This window comes from Proteus sp. G2674 (assembly GCF_009915195.1).
Lineage (GTDB): Bacteria > Pseudomonadota > Gammaproteobacteria > Enterobacterales > Enterobacteriaceae > Proteus > Proteus mirabilis.
This window is the reverse complement of the sequence record NZ_JAABLS010000006.1, coordinates 92,362-111,573: the sequence shown is the minus strand read 5'-3', so window position 1 is coordinate 111,573 and position 19,212 is coordinate 92,362. Positions and strand designations below refer to the sequence as shown.

18 protein-coding genes are annotated in these 19,212 nt (G+C 40.0%); 9 read left to right on the top strand and 9 right to left on the bottom strand.

The annotated features are described in order from the left end of the window. Positions 1-478, top strand: a 478-nt coding sequence (locus GWI58_RS01985) for a DUF943 family protein (RefSeq protein WP_161768860.1), incomplete at its 5' end; no start/stop codon positions are given. A 171-nt stretch (positions 479-649) separates the two neighbouring features. Here the strand turns inward: GWI58_RS01985 and ydhT are convergent. The 9 genes from ydhT to GWI58_RS01940 form a co-directional block, all read right to left on the bottom strand. Then, positions 650-1,624, bottom strand: a complete 975-nt coding sequence (ydhT, locus tag GWI58_RS01980; RefSeq protein WP_017628261.1) for a protein YdhT — start codon at positions 1,622-1,624, stop codon at positions 650-652. Positions 1,625-1,631: 7 nt separating this feature from the next. Further along, a complete protein-coding gene (phsC, locus tag GWI58_RS01975; RefSeq protein WP_004245153.1) occupies positions 1,632-2,429 on the bottom strand; it encodes a thiosulfate reductase cytochrome B subunit in 798 nt (265 codons plus the stop codon). After that, positions 2,426-3,097, bottom strand: coding sequence for a 4Fe-4S dicluster domain-containing protein (locus tag GWI58_RS01970; RefSeq protein ID WP_094959414.1), 672 nt, complete (start codon positions 3,095-3,097; stop codon positions 2,426-2,428). The genes phsC and GWI58_RS01970 overlap by 4 nt, the downstream gene beginning before the upstream one ends. 66 nt (positions 3,098-3,163) lie before the next feature. After that, entirely contained in the window at positions 3,164-3,877 is a 714-nt protein-coding gene (locus GWI58_RS01965) for a YdhW family putative oxidoreductase system protein (RefSeq protein ID WP_237611659.1), read from the bottom strand. 18 nt (positions 3,878-3,895) lie between these two features. Beyond that, positions 3,896-5,998, bottom strand: coding sequence for an aldehyde ferredoxin oxidoreductase (locus GWI58_RS01960; protein WP_017827756.1), 2,103 nt, complete (start codon positions 5,996-5,998; stop codon positions 3,896-3,898). A 52-nt stretch (positions 5,999-6,050) separates the two neighbouring features. Continuing rightward, positions 6,051-6,680 carry a ferredoxin-like protein gene (locus GWI58_RS01955; RefSeq protein WP_004245149.1) on the bottom strand — a complete coding sequence of 210 codons (630 nt, stop codon included), beginning with the start codon at positions 6,678-6,680 and terminating at the stop codon, positions 6,051-6,053. Positions 6,681-7,294: 614 nt separating this feature from the next. Continuing rightward, complete coding sequence (gene ggt, locus GWI58_RS01950; protein ID WP_036894229.1) at positions 7,295-9,055, bottom strand: gamma-glutamyltransferase; 1,761 nt, start codon at positions 9,053-9,055, stop codon at positions 7,295-7,297. Positions 9,056-9,358: 303 nt separating this feature from the next. Continuing rightward, entirely contained in the window at positions 9,359-9,961 is a 603-nt protein-coding gene (locus GWI58_RS01945; protein ID WP_110229761.1) for a peroxiredoxin C, read from the bottom strand. Positions 9,962-10,371: 410 nt separating this feature from the next. Next, positions 10,372-10,959, bottom strand: coding sequence for an acyl carrier protein phosphodiesterase (locus tag GWI58_RS01940; protein WP_094959452.1), 588 nt, complete (start codon positions 10,957-10,959; stop codon positions 10,372-10,374). A gap of 107 nt (positions 10,960-11,066) precedes the next feature. Here GWI58_RS01940 and queA point away from each other — a divergent pair, with 107 nt between their 5' ends. The 8 genes from queA to ribH all read left to right on the top strand — a co-directional run bounded on the left by queA (position 11,067) and on the right by ribH (position 19,202). After that, on the top strand, positions 11,067-12,140 hold the full coding sequence (gene queA, locus GWI58_RS01935) for a tRNA preQ1(34) S-adenosylmethionine ribosyltransferase-isomerase QueA (protein ID WP_004245144.1): 1,074 nt from the start codon (positions 11,067-11,069) through the stop codon (positions 12,138-12,140). A gap of 181 nt (positions 12,141-12,321) precedes the next feature. Further along, positions 12,322-13,464, top strand: coding sequence for a tRNA guanosine(34) transglycosylase Tgt (gene tgt / locus GWI58_RS01930; protein ID WP_004245143.1), 1,143 nt, complete (start codon positions 12,322-12,324; stop codon positions 13,462-13,464). A gap of 86 nt (positions 13,465-13,550) precedes the next feature. Continuing rightward, the gene (gene yajC / locus GWI58_RS01925; protein ID WP_004245142.1) at positions 13,551-13,886 is read left to right on the top strand and encodes a preprotein translocase subunit YajC; all 336 of its coding nucleotides are present in this window, start codon (positions 13,551-13,553) and stop codon (positions 13,884-13,886) included. 32 nt (positions 13,887-13,918) lie between these two features. Further along, positions 13,919-15,766, top strand: coding sequence for a protein translocase subunit SecD (gene secD, locus GWI58_RS01920; protein WP_012367466.1), 1,848 nt, complete (start codon positions 13,919-13,921; stop codon positions 15,764-15,766). A 10-nt stretch (positions 15,767-15,776) separates the two neighbouring features. Next, positions 15,777-16,745, top strand: coding sequence for a protein translocase subunit SecF (secF, locus tag GWI58_RS01915; RefSeq protein ID WP_004247209.1), 969 nt, complete (start codon positions 15,777-15,779; stop codon positions 16,743-16,745). A 118-nt stretch (positions 16,746-16,863) separates the two neighbouring features. Then, positions 16,864-17,313, top strand: a complete 450-nt coding sequence (gene nrdR / locus GWI58_RS01910) for a transcriptional regulator NrdR (RefSeq protein WP_004245139.1) — start codon at positions 16,864-16,866, stop codon at positions 17,311-17,313. A 90-nt stretch (positions 17,314-17,403) separates the two neighbouring features. Next, on the top strand, positions 17,404-18,519 hold the full coding sequence (gene ribD / locus GWI58_RS01905; protein ID WP_187357466.1) for a bifunctional diaminohydroxyphosphoribosylaminopyrimidine deaminase/5-amino-6-(5-phosphoribosylamino)uracil reductase RibD: 1,116 nt from the start codon (positions 17,404-17,406) through the stop codon (positions 18,517-18,519). A gap of 212 nt (positions 18,520-18,731) precedes the next feature. Continuing rightward, the gene (ribH, locus tag GWI58_RS01900; protein ID WP_004245137.1) at positions 18,732-19,202 is read left to right on the top strand and encodes a 6,7-dimethyl-8-ribityllumazine synthase; all 471 of its coding nucleotides are present in this window, start codon (positions 18,732-18,734) and stop codon (positions 19,200-19,202) included. Positions 19,203-19,212 lie beyond the last annotated feature (10 nt).

The window sequence follows — 19,212 nt, the reverse complement described above, 5'->3', positions numbered from 1 at the left end:
TTTTAAATATAAAATAACAATAATCATATTTTTGCTATCTTTTATTTTTTTTGTAGTGTATGAGTTTTTTATTCCCGTTAAAGTCATGGGAGTACATAAAGATACGTATACCACCTCTATTCTGGTTGAGGATTTTCCGATAACTGATTATGGAAAAATAATATGGTGGAAAAACAATCAAGATGTTTTAGATAAAAAGTATGATTTATTTAAGAATAAAAATAGTTTATTTTTGATTTCTATATGGAATTATGGTGATGGATATTTAGAAGAAGGAAAATACGATCGATTATGTTTTACTGAAATTAAAAGTAACAAAAAATGTATAGAAAAAGATAAAGTAATGTCAATAATGTATTCTTTAAATGAAGAGGAAATTAGGATCGGTAATTCTGCATATATTAAAGATAAAAATGGTTCTTTTATAAAGAAAGACAAGGATACTAATACAACTATCACAGTAGTCCCTAATGCATAACTTGGTCACAAGTGGTGATAATAGCTTATTCACATTTTATGCTTAAAAATATATTTTGCTGTTTATATTAAAAATATAACGCTAAATCTTTGTGAAACAATGCGAAGTTATCGTGTTTCGTCTCCATATTTGCCCAATAGCTTCTATGAGAATTTTTTATTAATTATTGAGTTAAGTAATATTATCCATTGCAACAGGGCGCTGTTTTTCATCTAAGTAGTAGTGAATGCCGGCCTCAATATTATCTTCACCTTCATAGAAAACGTTAAAGCGGGTGCGTTTTCCATCGTGATAGGCAATCACAGCACTACCGCCTTTTCCTAAGCAAAATTGCTGAAGATGCCCTGTTGAGATACACACGCTGTTATCCCCAGATACAGAGAGTGTGCAGTTATCACCTGTGTTGATAGCAATGGCGTTATCGCCAGTAACAGTAATATGTGCTAAATCACCAGTATTGGTGACTTTTGTACGGGATTGAGTCGCATTAATAAAGTTTCTTATGCCACTATTGGCAATATGCGCCCCTTGGCCAGAAGCGTAAATTTTAACATCGTTGCCACTATTACAAATACGAGAGCGTCCTCCTAAGCTACCAATACGACATTGATCTGCCGTATTACTGATCTTTCCAGCAAATCCGCTGTTGATTAATTGGTTACTATAACCAGTGTTAGCAATACTGTTTTCATCACCGGAAAAGGCGACAATATTATCACGACCACATAATGCGAGAGCGGTATTAAATTGCTGGCTTTTGACAATCAGTTGATGCCATTCGGTGGAAAACTGGATGTTTTCGTCGCTAGATTGCGGTTGGTGATAGGGCAAACGTTGTAATGTCACACCGGTTTGTTTTTCATTGCCTAACAGGGACAAGATGTTTTCTATCACTTCTTGTTCCTGTTTGGCAAAAGAGGACTGACTAAAATGACGCAGATAAATATATTGAATTAAGCTTTCTATCCATTGTGTTTGACGTTGTTTTATCAATTCATTATGGATAGCACGGTAAGTACCTCCATGGGGAAAATAACGCAAAAACCAACGATAAAGTGAACTTGAAACATGCAGTTGGCGTAAGTCTTCTTTGGTTAGTGTGATATTTTCCTGTGAAGGGACTGACATATAAGCTCCTTGATCCATCTATTTATTAGTGTCTATGGTAGCCGTCAACCATACTGCGAAAGGTTTGGAATGGCGTTCTTCCGGTGGTACACAGGTAAAGGTGACCAAAGATAAAAAAGACACTACATACAGCTAGTATTTGGTGAATTATTAATAACCAAGCTTTAAATAGCACAGCATCAGCAGGGATAAACATGGGATTTTGCAGTAAGATCCCAGTGATTAAAAGTAATGGTACTAATGCATACATTACACCTAAATAAGCCATTTGTTGCAGTGGATTAAATTTAACCTTGGGAGTGGCTGGAAAAGGATGATCTTCCCCCTTAATAATGCCGTAAAGATAAAAACGTGTTTGCATTAATACTCGTTGCAACCAGTTTTTACTGTCAATACGGTAAAATTTACCATTGCCACCAACAAGATTAATTAACACAAAGGACAACCAGCATACTAAGAGTAGATAACCACAAATTTCATGCACATTGACGAGTAACGCCGTGTCATGTGCCGAGAGTAGGGCGAAATGGTTAATCCCGCCACTGAGAAGGAGTAAGATAAATAAAGTTGCATTACTCCAATGCCATAAACGTACCGCTTTTGAGTAAAGATAGAGCTTCTCTTCTTGATGATGCTCTCCATGGGGTGTGGCAAAGCGGTAACGTAAAAAACCATGAAGTGCGAGTACAAGTAGCATGCCGACAAATAATACGCCGGCAACAATTAACCAAAGTGGTAAATAGTCCGGTGTATAGATTAAGACATACTGTTTGAGTGAGGCTTGAAATTGTGCTGCATTTGGCATGATATTTATTGCACTCATACGTTATCTCCCCCTTGTACATGAGGTCCAACACGTCGATAAAGATGCGGTTTTCCTACTCCATCAAGTTGATAGAGATAGTAGTCATGTGTTTTTAGCCATTGCTGAATTTGTGGGCTATCTTCTCTACCAAAGAGTAGGGCGTTTTGTGGGCAAGCGCTGACACAAATCGGTGGGAACCCTTTTTGTAATCGAGACTCAAGACAAAAGTCACATTTATCAGCAACATGTGTTACGGGATTAAGATAACGAACTTGGTAAGGACAGGCTGATATGCAATAACTACAGCCAATACATTTCTCTTTATTAACGCGAACAATACCATTGCTTTCATCGCGCCAAGATGCGCCCGTAGGACAAACCGAGATACAAGGAGCATCTTCACACTGCTGACATGAGTGTCTAAAAAAATGGTACTTATCGTTATCTTCTTTTAAGCTTAATGGAATGTGTGCAATATCCATTCGCGCCATTCCGGTTGGTACTTTATTTAATCGACGGCACGCTGTGGCACAAATATTACAGCCATTACAGCGTGTTTCGTCATGGATCATGGCATAGCGTATCGGTTTTTTATCTGTGGCTGCCGCTAAGGCACTACCCAGTGGCGCACTGAAAAAGATCACAGAACCTATACCTGCTACAAATTTACGGCGAGAAACATGCATTATTTTTGCTCCTCAATCTGATGCTGTTGTAATACCCACAGAACATTTCGTCGACAAGGTAGAGCATTAAGGATTTTCATATTGTTCTACCTCCAGCCATTCTGTTAACCCTCTCGCCTTGCCATAACTCATTAGGGTGCTACTAAATAGGTAAGGGGCATTGTTAGAGGCGAATATTTGCTGAATATCTTGAAAATCAGGGTGAGTTTTCATCAGCGTCAATGCATCGTCTATTTCTGCAACGGTGTAATAAAAAGGCTCCAACATCAACATGCTTTGCTTCAATGGTCGAGGGTAGGTTTCGCATTCAAAGCGAACTAAACCTGCAATGGCAGTACAAATATCGGTATATCTATTGAGAAGCTGTAATTGTGCATAGTTATCTGACATAACAGTGTCAGAATAGAAATAATCCTCACCATTATGTGTTAAATAAGTAATATCAACGAAAGTATCCTCTTTCAACGCGACTCTTAATTGCATTACCTCTTCTTCAGAGAGTGAATAAGGTTCGTCATACAGCGTGGAAATAGCTAACAGTTCACCTTCTTTTGAACATTGACGGATTGCATTGGCTAGATGTTGTTCAGCCGATAATTGCGCGATATCTTCAGTTTGCTCTTCTGTGGTATCCGTTAAGGTGTGAGTACCATGCCCAATACCTCTCTCTGATAACGGCAATAGCCAACGACGAAGAGAAATATCCGGTTGTTCTAAAGTAATATCAGCATCATGAGCAATATCAGGTGGTATAGAGGCTGATGCATTCTGTTTATTCATCATGATCTCCTTTACCTATTAATTGGGTAATAAGCCACGTGATGCTAAATCGTCAGCAACATCTTGTAATCCAAGGCGTACTAAAGTTGCTTTTGTTGGACAGCCTAATTGTGGATCCCAGCCCATTTCTTCATAAAATAGGGTGAGAGAGAGTTGCATATCTTCTCTATCCATTTTGTCTGTCCCTTCCGTAAAGACAGGAATATCAGGATCTTTATCAAATACCCATGAACAGATTTGGTCATGCTCATTACGCATATCCATTGTGTTCATTAACTTAACCGTGTAAGCACGATGTAAAGTGAAGATACGTTCTGAGGCTAAATCAAGATCTTGAGAAGTGGTTGGTTCACCGGTAATGGCAGTGAAAAATTTTGCTTCCATATCTAAATCGCCACGATAGTTGCGGCTTTTATGAGGTGATACGGTCATTGGCCATACCCAGTTACATAATGTCACGGCATCATGTAGGCAACTACGCAAAATGGTCCATTTAGTATAGGCGATTTTTGCTTTATTAATCGGTGTGTAGTTTTTGGTTTCATCAAAAGCATCACCAGAGCCAAATAGTTCACCTGCAATCTCTTTTTGTAATTTTAGCGGTAAACCACTACCGATATAGTTGATATGAGTATGTGTCATCGCATCGCGGTTAAACATACAGTTGACGATGGAGCCTACTTGAGCAGAAGCTTCATTTGCATGGTGAATAGGGAAACCCATCGGTGACCAAAGTTTATTTTTCTTATTACCCCAATATTCCTCACCTAAATTCCAGCGTTGTGCAATTAAATAAGAGCCATCAGCAAGGTGACTAAATTCACCTTTACGATGGGCTAAGCGGTAATAGAAATCTTTGATAAATGCGGGATCACCTTCTTCAAGTTTATCCCAAGGAATATCGTTATACTCTTCTTCAGAAAGAACGCGTTTAAAAACGCCGTGGGTATAGCAATAAGTAAAGTCACGATGAAGCTGACCGTAGTTGCACCATAAGCCCATATCATCAAAAATATTGAGGCCGACAAGATTACCAACAACATTGGCATCGCCTTTTTTCTCAATATCTTTCGGGCCATTAGGGAAAATGGTGGTATGAACAAAGTTGGCGACACAAGTGTTTCCGCCTGTTTGAGGTACGCCAAATTTTTTCGCTTGCGGGACATTAAGTTGTGACATACAGCGAATAGGGCATGAGTGGCATCCCCCCATTTTTACCGTGTATTGTTCTGCTTCTGGGCCAAGATCGAAGGTTGATTTCATGGTTCTAAAGCCGACAGTATTGGCATTGCCCGGTGGGATCTCCCCTGTTTCAATGGGACCACCTTCAGCTGCTCCCCAATAAAGCCCTTTACGTGCAGTCCAGCGTGAACCCGGATGTGAATACTCTGCCCAAGATTGTGGGGTACTTGGTACGACGTGATTATTATTTGCGCCAATAAGTTGTGTCATCATATAGTCGTTAAGCTCTTTTAACGCTTTACGATCGGCAACATTAACGCCACGGCTTCCTTCAACCACAATCGCTTTTAATTTTTTAGCACCAAGTACGGCACCAATTCCAGCACCACCACTGTGGTTACGACTATTGATAAGTCCTGAAAGAGGGACAAGGTTTTCACCCGCAGGGCCAATAGCAGCAACACACGCTTCTGGGCTTGTTTGAGCACAAAGTTCTTCTGTTGTTTGACGAGTTCCTTTTCCCCATAAAAAAGAGGCATCTTCAATAGAAACTTGGTCATCATCAATATGGATCCACACGGGTTTATCTGCTTGACCTTCAATGATCAACGCATCATAGCCGGCAAATTTCATCCATGCGGCAAAAAAGCCTCCCATATGGGCATCAACCACTAAATTACCGCGAGTAAAGGTTGAAAGAGAGGTGATATTGACGCGAGAGCTACAGGGGGCGCCTGATCCTGTTAGCGGGCCTACCGCAAATACCACTTTGTTTTCTTCATCAAAAGGTTTTACACCGGGTGCAACTTCTTCATACATAATTTTGTAGCCAAAGCCCATACCACCAATTAAGGATTTGTATTGGCTTGAGCTTTCGCGAGAGATGGCACCGGTAGTTAAATTAATTCTTAGTATATTGCCAGTCCAGCCGTTAATCATAATATTGCTTCCTAATCTAAAGAGGGGTCAATGAGGTGATTGCTAAGAAAAATCAAACGGTAATTTCTTTCCATTCAATAATGTGCAATGCCCCTGTTGGGCATGCTGAGGCGCATTCACCACATAAATTACATTTACCGGATTTTTTCGTTTGTGGATTGACGGTTGCCATCATCCACGGGCAAGCTGTTGTACAAGCGGCACAGCCGATACAACGACGAGTATCAACGACAATACAGCCAAACTCTTCTTGATAACGGATAGCTTTTACTGGGCAGACGTTCATACACTCGGGTGTTTTGCATTGGCGACAAGTATCAGTGGTAAAGTTTAAGTCGCCATATAAGCCCCCTCCAGAGCCAATGCCTTTATCACCAAAATAGAAATGACGATGGATTTTAGTACGGGAGAAGAAAGATCCAACGCTACCATCATTCCATGTTGTACATGCTGTTTCACAACGATGACAGCCAGTGCAACGGGCACGATTAGTCACTAATACACCTTTAGGTGTGGTTGTCAGTTGAATAACGCCACTGTCTATTTCTTCTTGCTTACAACCTAAAAGAGAAAGTAGTGCGGGTGCTATGGTGATCCCTGCCAGCCCTTTACCGGATATTCGCAGAAACTCTAGTCTTGATAGTCCAATATCTAATATAGGACGATGATGTGTATCAGACATTAATATTTATCTCCGCTTAACTAATTTAAATAAGAAATAAGTTGTGATGATAAATGTGTTCTTTTCTCTACTTGTTTTTCGTTGTATATAAAATATAATAACGATTGGTTTAGAATAGATATAATAGTTATCAACACTTTTTATTACTGAAAATAGCTTGTGGTGAATTGTTAAATATTTGTATTTACAATATGTTACATTCGGTTTTTACGTATTTTTCATTAACCATTATGATATTGTGGTTATTAAGAAATTTATTCTGTGACTGCAATCATAGAAATAAAATTAATTATCGTTAGTTAAAAAATTAAATTAAGTGATTATTGTTCTTATCTGTAATTACGAAGGATAATTAATATTGTTTATATATATTCTATTATTTAAATAGAATATAAAGATATTTGTTCTTATATTACGTTTGAAATTATTGTTTTAATGATAAATTGATATTTAATATTAATAATTTATTTAATGAAAAATGAATCTTGATTATTATTAATAAAAAAAGATATTAATAAATTGTAAAACAGTGACGAGATCATTTTCATAAAAAAAGAAACCTTGTCTAATAAAGAGAAGGTTCCTTTTGCCAATGGTATTATATGATTTTATGGTTAGTAGCCCACGGCTTTACCTGCTGGACGTCGAACATCATTTGAACCATAAAGATAACCTTCGCGTATCGCCCCTGAAACAGCAGAATCATTACCTGACGAAGCAGGGATCACTCCTTGTTCTCCTGGAAGGCCGACCATAATCAATTCAGCCGCGCCCCATGGCGTTTGTTCGACCATTTTATATCCCATGGCAGAAAGTTTTTCTAAGGTATCTTTTGATAATCCTCGTTGTTCATAATAAACCTCATCAGGTAGCCATTGATGATGAATTCGAGGGCTATTGACGGCTTCTTGGGGGGACATACCAAACTCAATAATATTAAGTGCCGTTTGTAAGGTGATTGAGATAATACGAGAGCCTCCCGGTGAGCCTAATACAAGAAAGGGTTTGCCATCTTTAGTCACAATGGTTGGGCTCATTGAGGACAGTGGACGTTTTAATGGGGCAATACTATTTCGTTCACCTTGTACTAAGCCATAAAGATTTTTCTCGCCAACTTTAGTTGTAAAATCATCCATCTCATTATTGAGGAAAAAGCCAGTCCCCGGGGCGATAACGACAGCACCAAAACGACCATTGATGGTGTAAGTGGTTGAAACGGCATTACCATCTTTATCAATCACCGAATAATGGGTGGTTTCAGGGCTTTCATGAGGTGCAATACCGGGTTGTACCTTTTCTGATGGGGTGGCTTTATTCGGTGTAATTTGTTGGCGAAGCTCTGCGGCGTAGGCTTTACTTAATAACTTTTCTGTTGGATTGTTTATAAATTGCGGATCGCCAAGAAAGGTGTTTCTATCCATATAAGCATGACGCATAGCTTCTGTGAGCGTGTGAACATATTCGGCAGAGTTAAAACCCATCGATTTCAGATCGTAGCCTTCTAAAATATTCAGTGTTTGGCAAATAGTGACGCCTCCTGAACTGGGAGGAGGAGCAGAGATAAATTCATAACCTCGATAAGTACAAGTAATGGGAGGTGTTTCGGTAATAGTGAAGTTCGCAAAATCTTCTTTGGTTAATAACCCATTATGCTGTTTTGAAGCTTGTTCTACTTTTTTAGGGATTTCCCCTTGATAGAAAGCATCAGCACCTTGGTTGGCGATAAGTTCAAGCGTATTGGCTAAGTCCGTTTGAATGAGACGATCGCCAGGCTGCCATGGTGTTCCATCAGGCTTTAAGAAAATTTTTGCTGATTCAGGATCTTGTTTAAATCGCTCTGTGGTGGTGTCTAATACGTCAGTATCAGCACGGGTTAAAATATAGCCTTCTCTGGCTAGTTTAATAGCGGGAGCCATCACTTCTTGGCGTGAAAGTGTGCCATATTTTTCTAATGCTGCATCAAGTCCTTTCACTGTACCCGGCACCCCTGAGGCAAGATAGCCGTATAGGCTTGCCTCTTTAATCAAGTTACCGTCTTTATCTAAATACATATTTTTAGACGCAGCCGTAGGCGCCGTTTCTCGAAAATTAATAAAGGTATTGGTGCCATCAGCAAGGTGTATAGTCATAAAGCCACCACCGCCAATATTTCCACAACAAGCATTTACCACAGCTTGTGCATAGCCAACAGCAACAGCTGCATCAATGGCATTCCCTCCTTTTTGTAAAATATCTTTCCCTACTTGTGAGGCTAAATGTTGTGAAGAGACCACCATACCTTGTTGTGCTTCAACCGCTGGCTCATAGGCGGCATAGAGTGCAGGTGAAAAAAGTGTGGTAAGTAACAGCAGGTGCGTTTTTTTTATAGTAATCATGATTATATCCATTAATAACAGTGGGTTAGTTTCAATAGAGATAAGTGATAATAGGGGTGTATACGATAGTATTAATGTTGGTTAACAATTACGTAACAATAAGTATAGAGAGAAGTTATTAATGACGAGAATTTTTTTTGAAGAGATGATCACAAAATCATCTTTAAGCGAATAAATAATAATGTTATGTACAAATAGTAATCTTAATAAATTGAGTTGAAAGGCAAAAGAATAGATGGAGTATTAATAAAAAAGCCTGTTTTCACAGGCTTTTAGCAAATATTTGTTTAGCTTACTGGAATATTACAGTTTGCCTGAGTTCGCTTTCAGATATTTAGCAACACCGTCTGGAGATGCGCCCATACCTTCTTGGCCTTTTTCCCATTGTGCAGGGCAAACATCACCGTGCTCTTCGTGGAATTGTAGTGCATCAACCATACGGATCATTTCGTCAATATTACGGCCTAATGGCAGGTCGTTTACCACTTGGTGACGAACGACACCTTCTTTGTCGATCAGGAATGAACCACGTAGTGCAACACCCGCTTCTGGATGTTCGATACCGTATGCTTTAATGATATCGTGTTTGATATCAGCAACCATTGGGTATCTTACTTTACCAATACCGCCATCATCGATAGCTGTTTTACGCCATGCGTTATGTACGAATTCTGAGTCCATAGAAACGCCGATGATTTCAACACCACGTTTTTGGAACTCTTCAAAACGGTGATCAAATGCAATCAGTTCTGAAGGGCAAACAAAAGTGAAGTCCATTGGCCAGAAGAAAATAACCGCAGGTTTGCCTTTGATAAATGAATGCAGGTTGAAATCATTAACAATTTCACCGTTACCTAAAACAGCAGCTGCTGTGAAATCTGGGGCTTTGCGAGTAACCAGAACCATAATGTACTCCTGTAAATTGAAAGAGTTTATACTCGTCATATTTCAAGTTGTCGCGTTGTTGACTGCGTTCACTCGAACTATTTAGAGTAAATTTAGGGGATACCCTGTTTTTAAATTTAGGGTGATGCCCTGTTTTTAAATGATGTATACAGCATAAATAATCAATCGTTATTGATAAAATCATACAGAACAATCTATTTGATAGGTTATAACGATGAATTTTATACAACAAAAATGACTTATTTATGACTCCTTGTATAACTATCTATTCTAATCAACTTTATAAATGAATACTACGCTTGTTAACAGAACGTTATTAATAAAAAGGTAAATTGACGTAGTCTCTGTTTGCTCGACTTAATGTAATGTCTAACCATGACAAACAGATGAATAAAAAGAGCCTTAATGTATCAGTCATCCAGCTGATGATGTTGTGCTCTTTCTAACAATTGTGGATAAAATTGCCAAAAAATCTCACTTAACTCTTTATAATGCGTTTCTAGTGCAATATAAGAGCCTGCAAGCGCACTTAAACGCGGTCTTCTTTTTGCCATGCCTTTTAACGTCTGTGCTATATAAGTTTTATCAGCATAACGAGTCAACCACGCTTGGGGCCATAAATATTCATTGAGCTCTTGAAATTTTTCTGGAGTTCGCCACAAATCCGGTTCAATGGTGTTGCGCACATAAGTAACAAATTCCAATAGCGGTATGTCAGGCTCAAATTTATCCCAATGTAGTGAGAGAAAATGATCCCAAAATATATCCAAAGTAATGGGAGCAACGCGGCGGTATTCATTAGGAAAAAGTCGTCGAGCTTGTTTAACTAATGGATGAGTATCAGTCAACACATCAATACGCCTATGCATGCGAATGCCGTCAATTACCGCTTGGCTGTAATCGTTACTCGGCGTACCTTTTACATAGTCCGCCATCATATTGCCTAATAAGGAGCTTTTCGCTCTAAAGGCGAGGTGTAAGTGAGCAAGATAGTTCATTGTACTATCATAGCGCTTTTTAAATAAAAAAGTGCTTCTTTGTTGCACTGATTAACATGCAGCACTAGACTAGTGCGCCTGTTTTTTATGAAAGTAGTCGTTTAATTATGCGTGTATCCGATTTTAGATTTGACCTGCCTGAGTCCTTAATTGCTCACTATCCTCACCCCCAACGTAGTGGGTGCCGATTATTATCCCTAGAGGGGAAAACGGGCAATTTATCTCACGGTGTCTTTACGGATGTATTAGATAAACTCAATGCCGGTGATTTACTTGTATTTAATAATACTAGAGTGATCCCCGCGCGTATTTATGGTCGTAAAGCCTCCGGTGGCAAGATAGAAGTATTAGTGGAGCGTATGCTAGATGAACATCGTGTGTTAGCCCATGTTCGTGCATCAAAGTCACCCAAAGAGGGCGCATCACTGATTTTAGGGGAAGACGAAAGTGTACAAGCAACCATGATTGCACGCCATGATACACTATTTGAAATCCGTTTTGATGATGAAAGAGATGTGCTGACTATTTTAAATAGTATCGGTCATATGCCTCTTCCTCCTTATATTGATCGTCCAGATGAAAGATCCGATAAAGAGCTTTATCAAACGGTCTATAATGAGCGTCCCGGTGCAGTAGCTGCACCCACAGCTGGATTGCATTTTGATGAGCCGTTATTAGAAGCGTTACGTAACAAAGGCGTTGAGATGGCCTTTGTCACTTTGCATGTTGGTGCTGGCACTTTCCAGCCTGTTCGTGTGGATAATATCGAAGAGCACACTATGCATTCCGAGTATGCTGAAGTCCCTCAAGAGGTGGTAGATGCCGTGCTCGCTTGTAAGGCACGAGGTAATCGGGTGATTGCCGTGGGTACAACGTCTGTTCGCTCTTTAGAAAGTGCGGCTAAAGCAGCCAAAGATGCATTAATAGCCCCTTTTTTTGATGATACGCAAATTTTTATTTATCCAGGTTACCAATATCAAGTTATTGATGCTTTGATAACTAACTTCCATTTGCCAGAATCAACCTTAATTATGCTGGTTTCTGCATTTGCTGGTTATAAAAATACCATGAATGCTTATAACGTAGCGGTTGAGCAAAAGTATCGTTTTTTCAGTTATGGTGATGCGATGTTTATTACGCGTAATCCTTTAGCTATCAATGAAAAAGTGGGTGAAGAGTAGGGCTTTATTCTATTTTTTAACGTTTTTTTTCATTTTATGACCGGTTATGTCAATTTTGCTGCTTGATCTCTTTGACTAAGCACAGCTTTTGTTGATGTAACATATACAGCCGTCTAACAAATGATTAGAATGTGCTGTTTTTATTATGCATTGGACTGTTTTTCTGATGCTTGGAGGATGAGTGAAATACGAATTAGATAAAACAGATGGTCATGCCCGTCGTGGTCGTCTTAAGTTTGAACGCGGTGTCGTTGAAACACCTGCATTTATGCCAGTAGGGACATACGGTACAGTTAAAGGGATGACACCTGAAGAAGTTGAAGCCACAGGTGCGCAAATCCTTTTAGGCAATACTTTCCATTTATGGTTACGTCCTGGTCAAGAGATCATGAAATTACACGGTGATTTGCATGACTTTATGCAGTGGAAAGGGCCAATTTTAACCGATTCAGGTGGTTTCCAAGTCTTTAGTTTAGGCGCAATGCGTAAAATTAAAGAAGAAGGTGTGCATTTCCGTAACCCAATTAATGGCGAAAAGATTTTCTTAAGCCCAGAAAAATCAATGGAAATTCAGTACGATCTTGGATCAGATATTGTGATGATCTTCGATGAGTGTACGCCATATCCATCAGATTGGGATTATGCTAAAAATTCCATGGAGATGTCATTACGCTGGGCTAAACGTAGTCGTCAACGCTTTGATGAATTAAACAACAAAAATGCATTATTCGGTATTATTCAAGGCGGCGTTTACGAAGATTTACGTGATATCTCAGTGAAAGGGCTAGTGGAAATCGGCTTTGACGGTTACGCTGTTGGGGGCCTAGCTGTTGGTGAACCTAAAGAAGATATGCACCGTATTTTAGAACATGTTTGTCCACAAATCCCTGCGGATAAACCTCGTTATTTAATGGGTGTAGGTAAACCTGAAGATTTAGTTGAAGGTGTTCGTCGTGGTATCGATATGTTTGACTGTGTGATGCCAACACGAAATGCACGTAATGGACATCTGTTTGTAACAAATGGTGTCATTAAAATTCGTAATGCTAAACATCGTTCAGATACATCAACTCTGGATGAACATTGTGATTGCTACACCTGTAAAAATTATAGTCGCGCTTACCTACATCATCTTGATCGCTGTAACGAAATTTTAGGTGCAAGGCTGAATACTATCCATAACTTACGCTATTATCAGCGTCTAATGGCTGAAATTCGTCAAGCAATTGATGAGTCACGTTTCGAAGATTTCGTGCATGAGTTCTACGAACGTATTGGTAAACCAGTTCCACCGCTAAATAGCAGTGCGAGTAAGTGCGATTAATGTATACGAGAAAGCCCAATTCTGTGTATGATATTGGGCTTATAACTTGAGTATCGTCGATATCGACAACAATGAGGAAAAAGTGAATGAGTTTTTTCATTTCTGATGCTGTTGCTTCTGCTGGACAAGCAGCACCTGAAGCAAGCTTTATGTCTATTTTACCGATGTTAGTGATCTTTATTTTAATTTTCTATTTTATGATCCTACGTCCTCAGCAAAAACGTACTAAAGAACACCGTAAACTGATGGAATCTATCGGTAAAGGTGATGAAGTGTTAACTACTGGTGGTTTAATCGGCCGCGTTGTTAAAGTTTCAGATAACGGCTATATCGTTGTTGCTCTGAATGAAACAACTGAAGTAACTATCAAACGTGACTTTGTTGCCGCTGTATTACCAAAAGGCACAATGAAAGCTATTTAATTTGATTTCCCCAAAGGGAAAAGGGAACTGCCGTGCTAAACCGTTATCCTTTGTGGAAGTATCTGATGTTGATATTCGCTATCCTCATCGGTCTGCTTTACGCACTTCCTAACCTATATGGTGAGGATCCGGCTGTTCAAATCACTGGCGCGCGGGGAACCGCCGCCAATGAGCAAACACTGGATCAAGTTCGATCTTTATTAGATAAAGAAAAAATTGAAGCGAAATCAATCGCCCTTGAAAATGGTGCGATTTTGGCTCGTTTCAGTAACCCTGACATTCAGTTACGTGCCCGTGAAGCGTTGTTACCTGCGTTAGGTGACAAGTTCGTTGTTGCACTTAACCTTGCACCAGCTACGCCAAAATGGTTAGAAGCCATTGGCGGTGAGCCGATGAAATTAGGGTTAGACTTACGTGGTGGTGTTCACTTCTTAATGGAAGTTGATATGGAAACCGCGTTAGGTAAACTTCAAGAACAAAATGTTGATAGTTTACGTACTTTATTACGTGACGAAGGCATTCCATATTCTTCTATCCGCAAAACGGATAATTATGGTGTTGAAATCCGTTTCCGCAACGCTGATGACCGTTCTAAAGCATCAGATTATCTTGCGCGTCGTAACCAAGATCTCATTTTTAGAAATGGGGATAATAACTCGTTAAAAGCTATTTTTACCGACGAGCGTTTACGTGATGCGCGTACTTATGCGGTACAACAAAATATCACCATCCTACGTAACCGTGTCAACCAATTAGGGGTTGCTGAGCCATTAGTTCAACGCCAAGGTGCTGACCGCATTGTTGTTGAATTACCGGGTATTCAAGATACGGCTCGTGCGAAAGAAATCCTAGGTGCAACAGCAACATTAGAATTCCGTTTAGTGAATACTAACGTTGATCCTTCAGCCTTAGAAACAGGACGCATCCCGGGTGACTCAGAAGTGAAATACACTCGTGATGGTAGACCAACCATTCTTTATAAACGTGTTGTATTGACCGGTGACCATATTACCGATTCAACGTCACAAGCCGATGAGTACGGCCAGCCTCAAGTAAGTATTTCACTTGATAGTGCTGGTGGCTCTATTATGTCTAACTTTACCAAAGATAACGTCGGTAAACCGATGGCTACTCTTTTTGTAGAGTATAAAGACAGCGGTAAACGTGATGAAAACGATCGCGCAATTTTGGTAAAAAATGAAGAAGTTATTAACGTGGCTAATATTCAAACCCGTTTAGGTAATAACTTCCGCATTACTGGTATCTCTAATGCGAATGAAGCACGTCAATTATCTCTGTTATTACGTGCTGGGGCATTGATTGCACCTATTCAAATCGTTGAAGAGAGAACCATTGGGCCAACATTAGGTCTTCAGAACATAACTCAAGGTTTAGAAGCTTGTTTATGGGGTCTGATAGCCTCTGTTGCCTTTATGATTATTTATTATCGTAAATTTGGTGTGATCGCGAGTACGGCGCTATTAGCAAACTTGGTGTTAATTGTGGGGGTCATGTCATTATTACCCGGTGCAACGTTAACCATGCCTGGTATTGCGGGTATTGTCTTAACCCTTGCGGTTGCGGTCGATGCTAACGTACTGATCAACGAGCGTATTAAAGAAGAGTTACGTAATGGTCGCTCAGTACAACAAGCTATCCATGAAGGTTATAAAGGTGCCTTCTCCAGTATTATTGATGCGAACTTAACCACGTTAATTACTGCCGTGATCCTTTATGCAGTCGGTACTGGCTCCATTAAAGGGTTTGCTATCACAACTGCTATCGGGGTTGCGACATCCATGTTTACCGCTATTGTGGGTACACGTGCGATTGTAAACCTGCTGTATGGCGGTAAACGCATCAAGAAACTGTCTATTTAAGGAGCACGTTGTGGCACAGGATTATACTGTTGAACAATTAAACCATGGTCGTAAAGTCATTGACTTTATGCGTTGGGACAACGTCGCCTTTACTATTTCGTTTCTGCTTTTGGTAGCATCCATCGCTATCATTTCCGTGAAAGGATTTAACTGGGGATTAGATTTTACTGGAGGAACGGTTATTGAGATCAATCTCAGTCAACCGGCCGATCTAGATAAAATGCGTGATAGCTTGGCAGCCGCCGGCTATAAAGATCCTCTGTTACAAAACTTTGGTAGCAGCCGCGATATTATGGTGCGTATGCCTCCTGTTGAAGGACAGGCTGGTCAAGAATTAGGTAAGAAAGTCATCGATATTATCAATGTTGAAATTGATAATGATGCAACAGTCAAACGTATTGAATTTGTTGGGCCAAGTGTCGGGAGTGAATTGGCTCAAACAGGGGCAATGGCGTTACTTTCTGCACTTATCTGTATTCTGATCTATGTTGGATTCCGTTTTGAGTGGCGTCTAGCATTAGGGGCTGTTATTTCACTTGCCCATGACGTGGTGATCACTTTGGGTATTTTATCACTCTTCCAAATTGAAGTTGATTTAACCATTGTGGCGTCATTGATGTCTGTTATCGGTTATTCCTTGAACGATAGTATCGTGGTATCAGATCGTATTCGTGAGAATTTCCGTAAAATTCGTCGTGGTACCTCTTATGAGATCATGAACGTTTCACTAACACAGACATTAAGCCGTACCATCATGACATCAGCAACAACATTATTAGTTGTGTTGATGCTCTATATCTTTGGTGGTTCAATGCTTAAAGGCTTCTCTTTAGTGATGTTAATCGGTGTTTCATTCGGTACTGTTTCATCTATTTATGTGGCTTCTGCATTAGCACTGAAAATGGGCATGAAACGCGAACACCTGATTGTTCAAAAAGTGGAAAAAGAGGGTGCAGATCAGACAACACTCTTACCTTAATAGAGCGTTTTTCTGACATAAACATCGCAAACACCCTGCCAGTTAATGACTGACAGGGTGTTTTTTGTTCACTGAACAGGTACACTGTTTAGGAGTTTTGTCAACAGTAGGAATAACTATGCATTGTCCATTTTGCACAGCCGTAGATACCAAAGTAATTGATTCGAGACTTGTTGGTGATGGCTCACAAGTGCGCCGTCGTCGTCAATGCCTTGTTTGCCATGAGCGCTTTACTACATTTGAAGTCGCAGAGCTTGTGATGCCTCGTGTTGTGAAAAGTGATGAAATCCGTGAGCCTTTTGATGAAGAAAAGCTACGTAGAGGAATGCTCAAAGCATTAGAAAAACGCCCTGTGAGTTCTGATGATGTTGAAGCTGCCATTAATCATATCAAATCACAATTAAGGGCAACGGGCGAAAGAGAGATACCTTCCAAACAGATCGGTAATTTTGTTATGGAACAACTAAAGAAACTGGATAAAGTTGCTTATATCCGTTTTGCTTCGGTTTATCGCAGTTTTGAAGATGTGCGCGATTTTGGCGAAGAAATTGCAAAATTACAAGATTAATCATTCGCTTCACACGACTATTTGAAAATAACGATAAATAATAAATCTATGATGACAATTAACAACAGCAACAATCCTACGAGCAATGAGCTGGCTAATGATGAAACCTATATGCGTCGAGCGATAGAGTTAGCTGCATTAGGACGTTTTACAACATCACCTAACCCAAATGTGGGATGCGTGATTGTTAAAGAAGGGAAGATTATAGGTGAAGGTTATCACCATCATGCAGGTGGTCCACATGCCGAAGTGAATGCATTAAATATGGCGGGTGAAAATGCCAAAGGTGCTACCGTCTATGTTACGCTTGAGCCATGTAGCCACTTTGGTAAAACGCCTCCTTGTGCTGATGCTTTAATCAACGCCGGGGTAAAACGTGTTGTTGCTGCAATGCAAGATCCCAATCCTCAAGTGGCAGGACGTGGTTTACATAAATTAGTCGCTGCAGGTATTGATGTTTCTCATGGCGTATTAATGCAAGAAGCTGAAAAATTGAATATCGGCTTTTTTAAACGTATGAGAACAGGGTTTCCTTATATCCAATTAAAACTGGCCGCCTCTTTAGACGGTAAAACGGCATTAGCATCAGGGGAAAGTCAATGGATAACCTCTAACGCTTCGCGACAAGATGTACAAAACTTTCGCGCGCAAGCTAGTGCTATTTTAACAACGAGTGCCACTGTTTTAGCCGATGATCCTGCATTGAATGTGCGTTGGGAAGCATTATCCGATGAGATAAAAGCGATTTATCCACTAGAGTCATTACGCCAGCCTATTCGCATTATTACCGATAGCCAAAATAGGGTAACTCCCGACTATAAAATTACACAACTTGCAGGTGAGTGCTTGCTTGCTCGGACTCACTCTCAGCAAGAAGATTGGCAAGGTGATGTCTCAGAAATTTTGCTTCCTACTAATGGCAAAAATAGTAGTGTCGATTTAGTGTTATTAATGATGCAGTTAGGTAAACGCAATATTAATAGTGTATGGGTTGAGAGTGGCGCACATTTTGCTGGCGCATTATTAGAGCTTGGTCTTGTTGATGAGCTTATCATTTATATTGCTCCGAAAATTTTAGGCAATGATGCTCGAGGTTTATTATCCATTTCACCACTGTCGTCATTATCTGAAGCCCCTGAATTTACAATAGATTCTCTTCAACAAATCGGTCCTGATATCCGCGTTTGTTTAAAACCTCGTTATTAATAGATGCAAATATGTGTGTCTATGGCGCTATTTGTAGTAAAATAGCGCCGTGTGTGTTATTCCCTGTCGTTACGACATTGTTATCAGCCAACTAACTACCTTGATTTATCAAGGATTTTTGGCTCCTTTGCTGTGTTATCATAAAACTGAGCGCAGTAAAGGAAAGAATGTGATAAAATCCGCGCCCCGCGGATAGGAGAAAAAGGTAACCTATGAACGTAATCAAAGGTGTTGTCGCGGCGCCAAACGCACGTGTAGCGATTGCAATTGCCCGTTTTAATAATTTTATTAATGATAGCTTGTTAGAAGGTGCCGTTGATGCACTTGAGCGTATCGGACAAGTTTCCTCAGAAAATATTACCGTCGTTTGGGTTCCTGGCGCTTATGAGTTGCCATTAACTGTAAAAGCATTAGCAGAAAGCGACAAATATGATGCAGTTATCGCGTTAGGCACTGTTATCCGTGGTGGAACCGCACATTTTGAATACGTTGCTGGCGAATGCAGCTCTGGCCTTTCTCATGTTGCAATGCAAAGTGAGATCCCTGTGACTTTTGGTGTATTAACCACTGAAAGCATTGAGCAGGCAATTGAACGAGCTGGTACTAAAGCGGGCAATAAAGGTGCTGAAGCTGCAATGACAGCACTTGAAATGATCAATGTACTTAAAGCCATTAAAGGCTAATCATCTGTTT

Excerpts from the sequence above, each read along its gene's own strand:
- GWI58_RS01940 (WP_094959452.1), bottom strand. The coding sequence starts at position 10,959 with ATGAACTATCTTGCTCACTTACACCTCGCCTTTAGAGCGAAAAGCTCC.
- phsC (WP_004245153.1), bottom strand. The coding sequence starts at position 2,429 with ATGAGTGCAATAAATATCATGCCAAATGCAGCACAATTTCAAGCCTCA.
- nrdR (WP_004245139.1), top strand. The coding sequence starts at position 16,864 with ATGCATTGTCCATTTTGCACAGCCGTAGATACCAAAGTAATTGATTCG.
- ribH (WP_004245137.1), top strand. The coding sequence starts at position 18,732 with ATGAACGTAATCAAAGGTGTTGTCGCGGCGCCAAACGCACGTGTAGCG.
- GWI58_RS01955 (WP_004245149.1), bottom strand. The coding sequence starts at position 6,680 with ATGTCTGATACACATCATCGTCCTATATTAGATATTGGACTATCAAGA.
- ggt (WP_036894229.1), bottom strand. The coding sequence starts at position 9,055 with ATGATTACTATAAAAAAAACGCACCTGCTGTTACTTACCACACTTTTT.
- GWI58_RS01965 (WP_237611659.1), bottom strand. The coding sequence starts at position 3,877 with ATGAATAAACAGAATGCATCAGCCTCTATACCACCTGATATTGCTCAT.
- GWI58_RS01960 (WP_017827756.1), bottom strand. The coding sequence starts at position 5,998 with ATGATTAACGGCTGGACTGGCAATATACTAAGAATTAATTTAACTACC.
- yajC (WP_004245142.1), top strand. The coding sequence starts at position 13,551 with ATGAGTTTTTTCATTTCTGATGCTGTTGCTTCTGCTGGACAAGCAGCA.
- ydhT (WP_017628261.1), bottom strand. The coding sequence starts at position 1,624 with ATGGATCAAGGAGCTTATATGTCAGTCCCTTCACAGGAAAATATCACA.
- queA (WP_004245144.1), top strand. The coding sequence starts at position 11,067 with ATGCGTGTATCCGATTTTAGATTTGACCTGCCTGAGTCCTTAATTGCT.
- GWI58_RS01945 (WP_110229761.1), bottom strand. The coding sequence starts at position 9,961 with ATGGTTCTGGTTACTCGCAAAGCCCCAGATTTCACAGCAGCTGCTGTT.
- GWI58_RS01970 (WP_094959414.1), bottom strand. The coding sequence starts at position 3,097 with ATGCATGTTTCTCGCCGTAAATTTGTAGCAGGTATAGGTTCTGTGATC.